The organism is Agrobacterium sp. (assembly GCF_059499945.1).
Genome location: NZ_JCABZP010000011.1, coordinates 367159 through 379977, shown reverse-complemented (window position 1 = coordinate 379977; position 12819 = coordinate 367159). Strand labels below are relative to the sequence as shown.

The 12819-nt window shown below is 60.4% G+C and carries 13 protein-coding genes; 6 read left to right on the top strand and 7 right to left on the bottom strand.

The window, feature by feature from the left end; translation table 11 throughout:
* Positions 1-31: 31 nt before the first annotated feature.
* Genes AC5I5B_RS10680 through AC5I5B_RS10670 form a run of 3 tightly spaced genes read right to left on the bottom strand, consistent with a single transcriptional unit; the run spans position 32 to position 2177 of the window.
* A complete protein-coding gene (locus AC5I5B_RS10680) occupies positions 32-517 on the bottom strand; it encodes a hypothetical protein (RefSeq protein ID WP_003506968.1) in 486 nt (161 codons plus the stop codon).
* 13 nt (positions 518-530) lie between these two features.
* Complete coding sequence (locus AC5I5B_RS10675) at positions 531-1322, bottom strand: SDR family NAD(P)-dependent oxidoreductase (protein WP_080866904.1); 792 nt, start codon at positions 1320-1322, stop codon at positions 531-533.
* A gap of 27 nt (positions 1323-1349) precedes the next feature.
* Positions 1350-2177, bottom strand: coding sequence for an alpha/beta fold hydrolase (locus AC5I5B_RS10670; protein WP_003506964.1), 828 nt, complete (start codon positions 2175-2177; stop codon positions 1350-1352).
* Between the two features lie 130 nt (positions 2178-2307).
* Here AC5I5B_RS10670 and AC5I5B_RS10665 point away from each other — a divergent pair, with 130 nt between their 5' ends.
* Both AC5I5B_RS10665 and AC5I5B_RS10660 read left to right on the top strand, forming a co-directional pair.
* The gene (locus AC5I5B_RS10665) at positions 2308-3294 is read left to right on the top strand and encodes a GlxA family transcriptional regulator (protein ID WP_111833874.1); all 987 of its coding nucleotides are present in this window, start codon (positions 2308-2310) and stop codon (positions 3292-3294) included.
* A 95-nt stretch (positions 3295-3389) separates the two neighbouring features.
* Positions 3390-4121: a FadR/GntR family transcriptional regulator gene (locus tag AC5I5B_RS10660; protein WP_003506962.1), complete on the top strand. Its 732-nt coding sequence runs from the start codon at positions 3390-3392 to the stop codon at positions 4119-4121.
* 27 nt (positions 4122-4148) lie between these two features.
* On the opposite strand, the gene AC5I5B_RS10655 is transcribed toward AC5I5B_RS10660, so the two are convergent.
* On the bottom strand, positions 4149-4784 hold the full coding sequence (locus AC5I5B_RS10655; RefSeq protein WP_003506960.1) for a LysE family translocator: 636 nt from the start codon (positions 4782-4784) through the stop codon (positions 4149-4151).
* Between the two features lie 312 nt (positions 4785-5096).
* Here AC5I5B_RS10655 and AC5I5B_RS10650 point away from each other — a divergent pair, with 312 nt between their 5' ends.
* The 4 genes from AC5I5B_RS10650 to AC5I5B_RS10635 are packed head-to-tail and all read left to right on the top strand — an operon-like array spanning position 5097 to position 8604.
* Positions 5097-6119: an ABC transporter permease gene (locus AC5I5B_RS10650; RefSeq protein ID WP_003506959.1), complete on the top strand. Its 1023-nt coding sequence runs from the start codon at positions 5097-5099 to the stop codon at positions 6117-6119.
* Positions 6119-7006, top strand: coding sequence for an ABC transporter permease (locus AC5I5B_RS10645; protein ID WP_003506957.1), 888 nt, complete (start codon positions 6119-6121; stop codon positions 7004-7006). Before AC5I5B_RS10650 ends, AC5I5B_RS10645 begins: the two co-directional genes overlap by 1 nt.
* 3 nt (positions 7007-7009) lie before the next feature.
* Entirely contained in the window at positions 7010-7846 is an 837-nt protein-coding gene (locus tag AC5I5B_RS10640) for an ABC transporter ATP-binding protein (RefSeq protein ID WP_020813146.1), read from the top strand.
* Positions 7846-8604, top strand: a complete 759-nt coding sequence (locus AC5I5B_RS10635; protein ID WP_003506952.1) for an ABC transporter ATP-binding protein — start codon at positions 7846-7848, stop codon at positions 8602-8604. The genes AC5I5B_RS10640 and AC5I5B_RS10635 overlap by 1 nt, the downstream gene beginning before the upstream one ends.
* Positions 8605-8987: 383 nt before the next feature.
* Here AC5I5B_RS10635 and AC5I5B_RS10630 read toward each other — a convergent pair whose 3' ends face one another.
* From AC5I5B_RS10630 to AC5I5B_RS10620, 3 genes are all read right to left on the bottom strand, one after another.
* On the bottom strand, positions 8988-10586 hold the full coding sequence (locus AC5I5B_RS10630) for an ABC transporter substrate-binding protein (protein ID WP_111833872.1): 1599 nt from the start codon (positions 10584-10586) through the stop codon (positions 8988-8990).
* Between the two features lie 81 nt (positions 10587-10667).
* Complete coding sequence (locus AC5I5B_RS10625; protein WP_111833871.1) at positions 10668-11297, bottom strand: SGNH/GDSL hydrolase family protein; 630 nt, start codon at positions 11295-11297, stop codon at positions 10668-10670.
* Between the two features lie 6 nt (positions 11298-11303).
* Entirely contained in the window at positions 11304-12452 is a 1149-nt protein-coding gene (locus tag AC5I5B_RS10620) for a mandelate racemase family protein (protein ID WP_003506947.1), read from the bottom strand.
* Positions 12453-12819: the final 367 nt, after the last annotated feature.

Below are 12819 nucleotides of genomic sequence, written 5' to 3'. Positions count from 1 at the left end.
CCCCGGAAGCCGGTTCGAACTTCGGCTCGTTTCAGACGGCGAGCCTGCGGCGTGTCGCTTTCCAGCCGAGACAGATGGCTGCAACAAGCAGAACCGTCTGGGCGACTACAAAGGGCGGTTCATTGCCGTTCGGTGCCAGGTTGTTGAGTGTTTCGACCTTGAGAAAGGCCTGAACGATCAACACAAACATATTGAGATAAAGGCTGATCGTGGCGGTGATCGTATAAATAATGCGCGCCCTGCCATTCAGACCGTATCCGTAAAGCGCAACCAGTGCGATTGCCAGAACGAGGGTCGAGATGATGCCGACGCCGAGTGCCGGTGTGAAATTTCCGATTGGAAACAGAAAGCCAGTGAGTGTGGTGGCGAGCGTGGTGACGAGGAAAAGCGCCATCATGCGCGGCATCCACCGCCCCGCCGCATAAGCGGGCAGGGCGATCAGTCCGGTTACGATGCCAATGAGGCTCAGGGCAACGTGCAATGTCGTGAATTGGGGAATGGTCAGTCCGAGGATCATGATGCGTCTCCCTCTATTCGGTTTGAGTTGCACGATACCGGCTGGCGGCAAGTGCATGCGACAGATTGGGCCTCAATGCTGCGCGGGCTGCAAGGAAATTTTCGAAATCGGCCGCATCCGGCAGCGAAGGAATGGTCAGGGTCTCGCCAAGATCGAGACCGGCAAGGGCCGCATCCACCATCTCGTAAACATCCATGACCATGGCGGCCGGAATGGCCTCGAGCCGCTCCTCTTCCCAGATCGCCGTGCGGGTAATACCCGGCAGGACACCCTGAACCCGCACGCCGGACGGGGAAAGCTGCGCCTGCAGCGCTTCGGTGAAGGCGAGCACAAAGGCCTTGGTTGCCGGATAGACGGCGGTAAATGCCGCCGGCATCAGGGCCGTTACCGATGTGATGTTGATGATCGTGCCTTTGCCATCGGCGGCAAGCCGCGGCGCGATCGCCGCTGCAAGCCGGGTGACGGCAAGGATATTGAGGTTGATCATCGTCGTGACATAGGCCGGGTCCAGCGCCGTGATGGCGCCTTCACCGGCAATACCGGCATTGTTGACGAGGCCTGTGATCCGCCGGTCATCGCGCAGTCGTGCCTCGACCTTTTCGAGGTCTTCTGCTCTGGAAAGGTCGGCGGAGAGAACCTCGACCGCGATATGGTGATCCTTCTCCAGTTGGGTTGCCAGTGTCTTCAGCTTTTCGGCGCGCCGCGCCACGAGGATGAGATCATGGCCGCGTTTTGCCAGACGTTCGGCATAGACCGCGCCGATGCCGTCGGATGCGCCGGTGATGAGAAATGTATTCTGTGTCATGTCCCGTGTCTCCTGTGTCCGGTGGTTTCAGGCGTTGATGAAGGCGAGGAGGTCGGCGTTGAAGCGGTCCTGATGGGTCTGCGTCAGGCCATGGTCGGCGCCTTCGTAGATTTTGAGGACCGCGTGTTTGACGATCTTGACCGTGGAGAGTGCCGAAGCGCCGACCGGCACGATCTGGTCGTCATCACCGTGCAGAACCAGCGTGGGTTTGTCGAAGGCCTTCAGATCCTGGTGGAAATCGCTTTCCGAGAAAGCGCGAATGCTGTCGAGCTGACCCTTGAGCCCGCCCATCATGCCCTGACGCCAGAATTCGTCGCGGATGCCTTGCGAAATCACGGCGCCTTCGCGGTTGTAACCGTAGAAGGGAATGGTCAAATCCTTGAAGAACTGGCTGCGATTGTCGTAGGTGCCCTTGCGGATGCCGTCGAAAACATCGATCGGCAGGCCGATGACATTGCTTTCCGTCTTCAGCATCAGCGGCGGCACCGCGCCGATGAGGGCGATCTTGGCGACGCGGGCCGTACCATGGCGACCGATATAGCGTGTGACCTCGCCGCCGCCGGTGGAATGGCCGACCAGAATGATGTCGTGAAGATCGAGCTGTTCGATCAGTTCGGCCAGATCGTCGGCATATTGATCCATGTTATTGTTATGCCAGACCTGGTCGGAGCGGCCGTGGCTGCGGCGGTCGTGGGCGATGGTGCGGAAACCGTTGTTGGCGAAGAACACCATCTGCGCATCCCATGTATCGGCGCTGAGCGGCCAGCCGTGGGAGAAGATGATGGGCTGGCCGTCTTTCGGACCCCAGTCCTTGTAGAAGATGTGCGTTCCGTCTCTGGTGGTGATCGTTGTCATGGCTCTCTCTCCTGTTGCAGGGAGCTTGCTTGCGTCCCGTGGGAATAGAGATACTCTGGAGGCAGCCGGGGCTGGATTGGCGCTTCTGACAGAAAGCGAGCCGAAACCGACAAAACGGGGGTGTGGGCGCATGGCGGGTGTAACGGGAAGCGCGCTGGAAGTCGGTCTGGTCCTCTATCGGGACTGTCAGATGGCCATGGTACATGGCATCACCGATCTTTTTGCCATCGCATCGGTATTTTCACAGGATCGCGGCGGGCCGAAATTGCGGGTCAGCCACTGGAGCATGGGCGAGGGTGGTGAATTTTCCCGCTGTCACGACACTCATTCCGGGCAGTCAGGACATCCCGACATTTTCGTTGTACCCGGCCGGTTGACGGGGCCCGCTGAGATCGAGGAAGCCGAGCCTTACGCCCGCTGGCTGCTGGATCGGCATGCGCAGGGGGCGACGCTCGCAGCCAGTTGCGGCGGCTCCTTCATGATTGCGGCCACGGGCCTCCTGTCTGGTCGCCCGGCCACCACCCACTGGCTGTTTGCCGAGCGGTTCCGCGAGCGTTTTCCCGATATCCGGCTGGAGATAGACAAGATCGTCATAGAGGATGGCGATATCATCACGGCTGGCGGGCTGATGGCGTGGACCGATCTTGGCCTGCGCATCGTCGACCGGCTGCTTGGACCTTCGGTGATGATCGAGACCGGCAAATTCCTGCTGATCGATCCCTCGGGGCGTGAACAGCGCCATTATAGCAGCTTCGCCCCAAGGCTGACGCATGGCGACGAGCCGATCCTGAAGGTGCAGCACTGGCTGCAGGCCCGCGCCGGGCGGGCGACGAGCGTTGCCGACATGGCCGGCCATGCCCGGCTGGAGGAGCGAACCTTCCTGCGCCGCTTCAAGGCCGCCACCGGCATGAAGCCCATCGAATATGTCCAGCATCTGCGGGTCGGGAAGGCGCGGGAATTGCTGGAATTCACCCGCCGTTCGGTCGATCAGATCGCATGGTCAGTGGGTTATGAGGATGCCGCCGCCTTCCGCCGGGTGTTCCACCGCATTCTCGGCCTCTCACCGGGTGAATATAGAAGCCGCTTTTCCAGCAGTTCGGCCATGGCTGCGGCGTGAGGGCGGCAACAGTCGCGGTGGTGCAGAGGTCCGGCCCTTGCAATGTGGCGGGTGTTTGCTAACATGCCAGACAAGTTTAAAACAGGTGGGCCGGAATGGACGTTGAGAGCAGCACGAAGCAGGGGGTATCGCTCGCGGCGAAAATCAGTTCGGCATTGCGGCGGGATCTGGCGGAAGGCGTTTTCCGCCCCGGTGATCGTCTTCCGAGCGAAAGCGCCCTGACGCGGGAATATTCCGTCAGCCGCACGGTGGTGCGCGAAGCCATCGCCATTCTGCGCGCCGATGGTCTCGTTGAAGCCCGCAAGGGCGCGGGCGTTTTCGCCGTTGAAGTGAAACCGGCCAAGGAACTGCCTTTTAACGATCTGGCCGTGGGGCGAATTTCCTCGGTGATCGAATTGCTGGAATTGCGCACTGTCTTCGAGGTCGAATCCGCCGGGCTTGCGGCATCGCGCCGTTCCGCCGTGCAGGTGGAGGCGATTGTGGATGCGCACCGGCGCGTCGGCGACTGTCTTGCCGCCGGGCTGCCGACGCGGGATGCTGATTTCGAGTTCCATCTGGCAATTGCGCAGGCGACGCAAAACAGGCGGTTTCCCGAGTTTCTTCAGCTCATTCGCTCCGGCATCATTCCCCGCGGCGAATTGCAGGGGGCAGCGCCCGGGTCGCGTCCGAAGGACTACAACCTGCATCTCCAGGAGGAGCATGCGAGGATTGTCGATGCCATCATCGAAGGTGATGCCGATGCCGCCCGTCAACATATGGCGGCGCATCTGCGCGGCAGTCTTGAGCGCTACAAGGTGCTTCTGCGCTCACGCACTGCCGCTGAATGAGCCGGAAATGGCCTAGAGGTCAATGGGTTACGCAGTCGCCCGCCGATAGAAGGCCAGGGAGGCGGCAAGCGTCAGAAGCGCGCCGCCGCAAATCCGGTCGAGCCACAGGGCTCCGGTTTTCCGCAACAGCCGGACGGCCTGCGAGCCGAGCAGGGCATATCCGAACATCACGATGAAATCGATGCCGGCGAAGATCAGCGCAAGCGCCGCATATTGCTGGATCTGCGGCGCGGCGGGATCGATGAATTGCGGCAGGAAAGCCGAAAAGAACAGATATCCCTTGGGGTTGGTGACCGCCACGAGAAAGCTCTTGAGGAAAATCGAGCGGGCGGAAGCGACCCCGTTGGCCTCCGCGGATTGAAGAGCACCATCGAGCGTGCCTCTTGAGCGCAAAAGCATGATGCCGAGGAAGGCTAGATAACAGACGCCCACCCATTTGACGACGCTGAACCAGAATTCGGAGGCGGCGAGCAAGGCACCCAATCCTAGTGCTACTGCGCCGATCAGGACGAAATCCGAGAGGACAGCGCCAGCCATGCCAATCATGGCGCGGCGTACTCCGAATCTTGAACCATTTGCAAGCGCGAGCAAGACGGTAGGGCCGGGCGTGGCAATGCCGATAAAGGCGACCACCGCAAACGCCAGAAGTGTCACGTCAGCCATATTTTCCTCCCCCTGTCGGCACGGATGTCATCGGTGCCACCGCCCAGCTAGCCTCCGCGCATTCCGCGAAGTCGGAGAATACAGGCTTTTACGGGTGCCGCAACACAAGTGCTTTTTCCCAAAGCAACACGAAAGCCGGATGATTTCAGCATGAGATTCCTCCTCGAGGCACGCCTTTCAGAGCCCTGGGCGATGCGGATTTCACAGTCACGCGCTTGACAGCTCTCAACACCTGTGACAACTTGCGAATAGTTGTCAGACAGGATTGCGCCTTGGTCACTTGCGCAGTCGATCTCTGGCAAGGGAGGAATCATGTCAAAAAGACGCCTTTCGCTTTATGGCCTGTCCGGCCAGATCGGAAGTATTGCCGTTACGCTGCTTGGATTGCTGCTACTGACCTTTTTTATCGGTCGCCTGATGCCGGCCGATCCAGTGCGGGCCATCGTTGGCGAGGATGCGACGCGCGAAACCTATGAACAGGTCTATCATGCGCTCGGTTTCGACCGTCCGCTGTGGCAGCAGTTCATCTATTATCTCGGTGATGTCTTCAGCGGCGATTTTGGAACCTCGATCCGCACCGGTCGTCCGGTCATCGAGGATATCATCAGGGTCATGCCGGCGACGATGGAGCTTGCGACCTTTGCGATCCTGATCGGTGCCGGCCTTGGCATTCCCATGGGTGTTTATGCCGCGGTCAATAAAGACCGCTGGCAGGATCATCTGGTACGTGTGCTCAGCCTGTTCGGCCATTCCATGCCGATCTTCTGGACCGGCATGATCGCGCTGATCGTTTTTTACGCCTATCTCGGCCTTGTCGGCGGCGGTGGCCGCATGGACCAATTCTATATCGGACTGGTTGAGGAGCGGACGGGCTTTCTGCTGATAGACAGCCTGCTTGCGGGCGATATGGAGGTTTTCTGGTCGGCCATCAACCACCTGATCCTTCCCGCCGCTTTGCTCGGTTATTCCTCCTCGGCCTATATCACCCGCATGACGCGCAGCTTCATGCTGGACCAGCTGGGCCAGGAATATGTGACGACAGCGCGCGTCAAAGGTCTGTCGCAGCGGCAGACGGTGTGGCTGCATGCCTTTGGCAATATCCGGGTGCAGCTCGTCACCATCATCGCCCTTGCCTATGGTTCGCTGCTGGAAGGCGCGGTTCTCATTGAGACCGTCTTCGCCTGGCCGGGTTTCGGGCAATATCTCACCAGCAATCTTATCATCGGCGACATGAATGCCGTGATGACCTGCGTGCTTATCGTCGGCGTCATCTTCATCGGGCTCAACCTCCTGTCCGACATTCTCTACCGCTTTTTCGATCCGAGGACCCGCTGATGACGGCCCGTGCAGAAACTTCCTCTCGCCTTCCCGTGCCCTTGAACGCGCTGAAGAACATCGTTGTTTTCCTGCTGAAAAGCCCGACATCGGCTTTCGGTCTGGCCGTCCTGCTGCTTCTCGTCATCGCCGCTGTTTTCGCGCCCTGGCTTGCGACGCATGACCCCTACGCGCAGGATCTCGCCAATACGCTGCAGGCGCCCGGCAACGGCCATGTCTTCGGCACGGATGAGCTGGGGCGCGACATCTATAGCCGCCTTCTCTGGGGCGCGCGCATCACGCTCACCATCATCTCGCTGGTATCGATCATTGTTGGTCCCGTCGGCCTTCTGGTCGGCACGGCCTCCGGTTATCTCGGCGGCAAGTTCGACACGGTGATGATGCGCATCACGGATATCTTCCTGTCGTTCCCGAGCCTCATCCTGTCGCTCGCCTTCGTCGCAGCGCTCGGCCCCAGCCTCAACAACGCGATCATTGCCATCGCGCTCACCTCATGGCCGCCGATCGCGCGCCTTGCGCGCGCCGAAGCCATGACCTTCCGCAAGGCGGATTATATTGCCGCTGCGCGGCTTCAGGGCGCGTCGCCTCTGCGCATCATCGTTAAATCGATCATGCCCATGTGTCTGCCCTCGGTCCTCATCCGCCTGACGCTGAACATGGCGACCGTCATTCTCACCGCCGCCGGCCTCGGCTTTCTCGGTCTCGGCGCGCAGCCGCCGCTGCCGGAATGGGGGGCGATGATCGCCACCGGCCGCCGTTACATGCTGGATAGCTGGTGGCTGGTGACCTTCCCCGGCGTTGCGATCCTGTCCGTCAGCCTCGCCTTCAACCTTCTGGGAGACGGCCTGCGGGATGCGCTCGACCCGAAGCAGATGAACCGGAGATAGGTCATGGAAAAACCAATTCTTGACGTCGAAAATCTCCGCATCCGTTATGGCGGCTCACCCACCGAGGCGGTGCGGGGCATTTCCTTCACCCTTGGCCGGGAACGGCTTGGTATCGTCGGTGAAAGCGGCTCGGGCAAATCCACCGTCGGCCGCGCCTTGCTGCGCCTTTTGCCATCGGCGACGATCACCGCCGACAGGCTGGATTTCGATGGCCTCGATCTTCTCTCGCTCGATGAGAAAGAGATGCTGAAGGTTCGCGGCCGGCGCATGTCGATGATCCTTCAGGATCCGAAATTCTCTCTCAATCCCATCCGTAGGGTCGGCGATCAGGTAACGGAAACCTATCTGCGCCACTTCAAGGCTTCGAAACAGGAGGCCCGGGAAAAGGCGCTTGCCATGCTCGATGCAGTGAAAATCCGCGATGCCGCCCGCGTTTACGAGCAATATCCGCATGAAATCTCCGGCGGCATGGGCCAGCGCGTCATGATCGCCATGATGCTGCTTGCCGATCCCGATCTCGTCATTGCCGATGAGCCGACGTCGGCGCTTGACGTGACGGTGCGGCTGCAGGTGCTGAATATTCTCGACGGTCTCGTGCGTGATCGCGGCATCGGCCTGATCATGATCAGTCACGACCTCAATCTCGTGCGCAATTTCTGCGACCGGGTGCTCATCATGTATTCCGGCCGTGTGGTGGAAACGCTGGCCGCGCGCGATCTCGATCAGGCGCAGCATCCCTATACGCGCGGCCTGCTGGCGGCACAGCCGCGCATCGGTGGCACACGCGCGCCGCTTGCGGTGCTGGACCGTCGCCCCGAATGGCTGGAGGAGAACGTATAATGGCCGTTTCCGTCGAAACCCGCGATCTCTCCATCACTTTCGGCAGCGGCCACACGGCGCTGAAAGTGCTGCCTTCCGTATCCTTCCGCGTCGAGCCGGGCGAGTGCTTCGGGCTGGTCGGCGAAAGCGGTTCGGGCAAATCCACCGTGCTTCGCTGCGTCTCCATGCTCAACGATTTCTGGACCGGCGATATCCTTATCGACGGCAGATCGGTGCGCGACATGCCGCTGATCGAGCGGTGCCGCATGCTGCAGATGGTGTTTCAGGACCCCTATGGTTCCCTGCATCCCCGCCAGTCGGTGCGCACCGTGCTTTCGGAATCGCTTGCGATCCACAAGCTTGGCGACCGCGAAGAGCGCATGCGCAAGGTCATCACCGATGTCGGCCTGCCCGTATCGTTTCTGGATCGTTTCCCGCACCAGCTTTCCGGCGGCCAGCGGCAGCGCGTGGCGATTGCGCGGGCGCTGATTCTCGAGCCGTCGCTGTTACTGCTCGATGAGCCGACGTCTGCGCTCGATGTCTCGGTGCAGGCGGAAATCCTCAACCTGCTGCAGCGGCTGCGCGAAGAGCGCGGCTTTACCTATATCATGGTGACCCATGACCTCGCCGTCGTCGATCACATGTGCGACCGGTTCGCGGTGATGCTGCGCGGCGAAATCACCGAAATCCTGCCGCGCGAGGCCATCGCCGACAATCGCGCGACGCATCCCTATGCGCGTGAATTGATCGGCGCTTCGCTGGAATATGAAGGCGCGTGACGGCTCCAAGAACGTGACCGTCCTCCTCCGGGGCGTCACGGATAATAACATCCTCCTTCCTTGCCCGGCCTCCCCGCCGGGCATTTTTTTGGAGGTAGCTAGGCGGGATGGCGGGCCGCCAACTGCGCCTAGGCTGCTGACATAGTGCGAGACCGGCCTTTCCGTCATGCCGGACTTGATCCGGCCTCCAGCCACGGCGCGTCTGCGCCGTGAACAGACTCTTTCGCGATCAAGGACTTGATCGCACTAGACCACGGATCTAGTCCGGGGTGACGGAGTGCGGAGGCTTCGCTTGCGCCTAACACATTGGGTGAGTGGGGCTTTGTTACAGCAAAAAGGCGCGGGGTTAGCCGCGCCTTTTTATTCGCAGATAGGACGGCCGATTACCGCTCCTTGCTCACCTCTTCAAACCGCGAAAGCCAGGGGCTGACGATCATGCCCTTGATGTCGCTGCGGAAGGCGGCGGTGTCGATGACTTCGGAGAAGGGCTGGATCGACATGACAGTCTCGTCCATATAGCCCTGCAGGTCCTCATAAAGCTTCGTCTGTTTTGCCACATCGCGCTCGACCAGCGCTTCCTCGATCATCTTGTTCAGTTTCTCATCGAAGAAACTGGTGCGCCAGCTCTGGTAATTGGTGAGCTTGGCATCGTCGGCATTGTTGGGGTTATAGGCGATCGAGCGCAGGTTGTTGTCCGGATGCGGCTGCTGGCCGCCGCCGCCGCGCCCGAGCAGCAGTTCGAAATTCCGTTCGCGCATTGCACCGTAAATCTGGTCGCCCGAGCCGCTGATCAATTCAGCCTGAATGCCGGCCTGGGCAAGCGTGTTCTGGATCGCCGTTGCCGCCTTCATGAAGGGATCTTCCGAAAGAACGCGCAGCGTGGTCTTGAAACCATTGGGATAACCAGCCTCGGCCAGAAGCGCCTTGGCTTTTTCGACATCGAGCTTGTAGCCCTGATCGGGCAGCGCGCCCATGACACCGGTGCTGAGGGAGCGCTGATGCAGCTTGCCGTAATAGGGCATGACCGCCTTGTCGAGGCCGTCGTAATCGATCAGGTAACGCAGGGCCTCGCGCACCTTCTTGTTCGCGAATTTCTCATCCTTCATCGAAACGCTGAGGTAATAAAAACCGGAGCCGGGCGTGGATTCGATGGTGACGGCCTTGTCGGCCTCAAGCGATTTCAGGTCCGGGGCCTGCAGGGAGTAGGCAACGTCGATATCGCCCTTTTCCAACATCAGGCGCTGCGACTGCGATTCCGGCAGATGGCGCATGAGGATGCGTTTCATCTTGGCCTTCTCACCCCAATAATCGTCGTTGCGGGTGAGGATGATATATTCGTTGGACTTCCATTGGGTGAGCTTGAAGGGACCGGAACCGGCGGAATTCAGCGTCAGCCATGCGCCGCCGAGATCGCCGTCCTTTTCATTGGCAAGCGCCGTCTGGCTGTCGATGATCGAGCCCGGACCATTCTGTGCAAGAATCATCAGCAGCAGATTGGGATCATCGGGCTTTGGAATATTGAGCACGAAGGTCTGGTCGTTTTCGGCAACGAAGAGCTTGTCGGCCTCTTCCAGCTTGAAACCGCGCGTTTTGAGGAAAGACGATTGCGCCAGATTACGGGCGAGCAGCCGCTTCAGGCTCCACGCTACATCCTTTGCCGTCACGGCGTTGCCGGAGGCGAATTTCGCATCGCGGCGCAGATGGAAACGGATGGATTTGCGATCTTCGGCAATTTCCCAGCGTTCGGCAAGACGTGGCTGGACGCTGCGATCTCTCGGTGAAAGCACGACCAGCGTGTCATAAACGTTGTTCAGAACCTGCACGGTCTCGCGGCCGGTAATGGCGGCGGGATCGAGGGTCAGAATATTGCTCATGGTCGTGGCGACAATGAGCTGGTCCTTCGGCGTTTCGGCAAAGGTGCTGAGCGGCATCGCGCCGATCAGCAAGGCGCCAAGCGCTGCGGTTGCAAGAAAATGTTTCATTTTTCCTCCCAATACGGCCGGTTCATACGGCCTTTCCACGTTTTGATCCACGCGCCTGGTTCCTCCACAGGCTTCGCATGATCAGCCAAGAATCTCTCTGACCGGGGCTGCGAGCGCCCGGCCGATTGCGGCCGTTGCCGGCGCATCCAGATGCACGCCATCCACCGGTGAAGCGCTGGCGACCGATCCGGCATCGAAGAAGGCGTGCCCCAGTTCGGCGGCGAGTTTGCGGTAAAGCGGCGCAAGCCGCAGCGATTGCCCGATATCCCGCCCGCCCGCCGGCTCTTCGCCCGGACCTGCAACGCAGGGCGGCGGGGCGACGATCAGCAGTTTCGGCACTGCCTCGCGTGGTTTGTAGATGAAGGTCTCGACGATCTGCGCCAGTCGCCGCATGCCGGAAACCGCCGTTTCCGCCCGCCCGCCATGCACCGGCTTGATGTCGTTGGTGCCGAGCATGATGATGACGAGATCGAGCGGCATATGGCAGGAGAGCGCGACTTCAAGCGCCCGTGCGCCATTGCGGCAGGCGGGGCCGGTATGGTCGTCATAACAGGTGGTGCGCCCGCCAAGGCCCTCGGGGTGAACCTTCGCCTTTCCCGCGAGCTCTGCCTCCAGTACCTCCGGCCAGCGGTGTTCGGCCGGGTGCCGGAGGCCCGTTGCCGGGTCTGCGCCCCAGGTGAGGCTATCTCCGAAGGCGAGCACGGTTTTCATCGCCCGTTACCTCACCCGGTTGTTGTCGATGAAGGTAAAATCGATGTCCTCGCCAAGGCCCGGCCGATCAGGGACATGCACGAAGCCGTCGCGATCCATCGGGTCGGACAGCGACTTCAGATAGTCGTGGCCGTCATCATATTCGAGGAAGGGGTGCAGCAGGCCGCGCTCGTACCAGCGGCAATTCTTGGTGGCGGCGACAACGTGCAGGTTCATGGCCGTGTTGCCATGCACTTCGCATTCCATGCCGAAAGCCTCGGCCAGATGCATGGTCTTGAGCGCCGGGGTGATGCCGCCGACATCGTTGACGCCGGTGCGCAGAATATCGCAGGCACCGGCCTTGATCCATTCTGCCCGATGCCAATGCTTGCCGGCCGCACTTTCAGGGCCGACGACGGGGATATCGAGATTGTCGGAGAGCCACTTGTAGGAGGACAGCGACTGCTCATCCATCGGCTCTTCGATCCAGTCGAAGCCGAGTTTTTCGAGACCGCGCCCGAGAGCCAGCGCGTCGGTGCGGGAATACCAGTGGAAGGCGTCGATCATCAGCCGAATATCAGGGCCGACCGCCTCACGCACGGCGGCGCAGGCCTTGAGGTCCATCTTCACATCCGGCGCCCAGCTGACTGGCGGCATCCAGGTGTGCAGCTTGATGCCCTTGTAGCCGCGTTTCACCAGCGTTTCGGCAAAGCGGCCGTAATCTTCAGGCGTCGCCAGCCCGCCTTCCAGCTCATCGCCGCACATGATGGAGCCATAGGCCAGCACCTTGTCGCGATAACCGCCGATCAACTTGTATACAGGTTGCCCGAGCGAGCGGCCGGCAAGGTCCCACAGCGCGCAATCCACCACCGCCAGCGTGCGGTCAGTCAGCTGTGCGGCCGAACCGCGCTGCCAGTGGGCAAGGTCCTGCCACAGCCGTTCCCGGTCGCGATGATCCTCACCGATCAGGACTTTCTTGACGAATTTTTCAATGACATGCGGGCGAACGATCTCCGGCGCGGTGAAGGAATGACCTTCCTGACCGTCTTCGGTGCGGATGGTCAGCATGGCCTGTTCCACCTGATGCGCCGGACCCGGATGCGCGTGACCGGCACTGTCCGAGTGGCGACGGGTCGTCGTGCGGAAAACACGGACCTCGACGTCGGTGATGATCATAATTCCTCCCTCATGCAGGTATGGCAGCGTTTGCGGCTGCTGCAATGTCATACATGTGTGCGATATTTGTCAACATGTATGATAATCTGTATTACATGTTGCCGCGAAAAATCAAGGCCATTTACAGGCGGTGTTGCACAGATCTTCGGTGAAGAGGGCGGTTGGGGAGATTTTGCCGCTTCGCAGAAGAAAATCGGGTGGGCGCGGCCTATGCTATCCGAGATTAATCTATAATTTTAGTAGACTATTAAATCGCGCAATGATCTTTCAACAATGACCGGGACTATAAACGAACATGCCGTGCCAGCCGTGCCTGTCATCATGCATTCTGCGTGAGCATGCGCCGCATTGAACGGCTGTCCCGCAA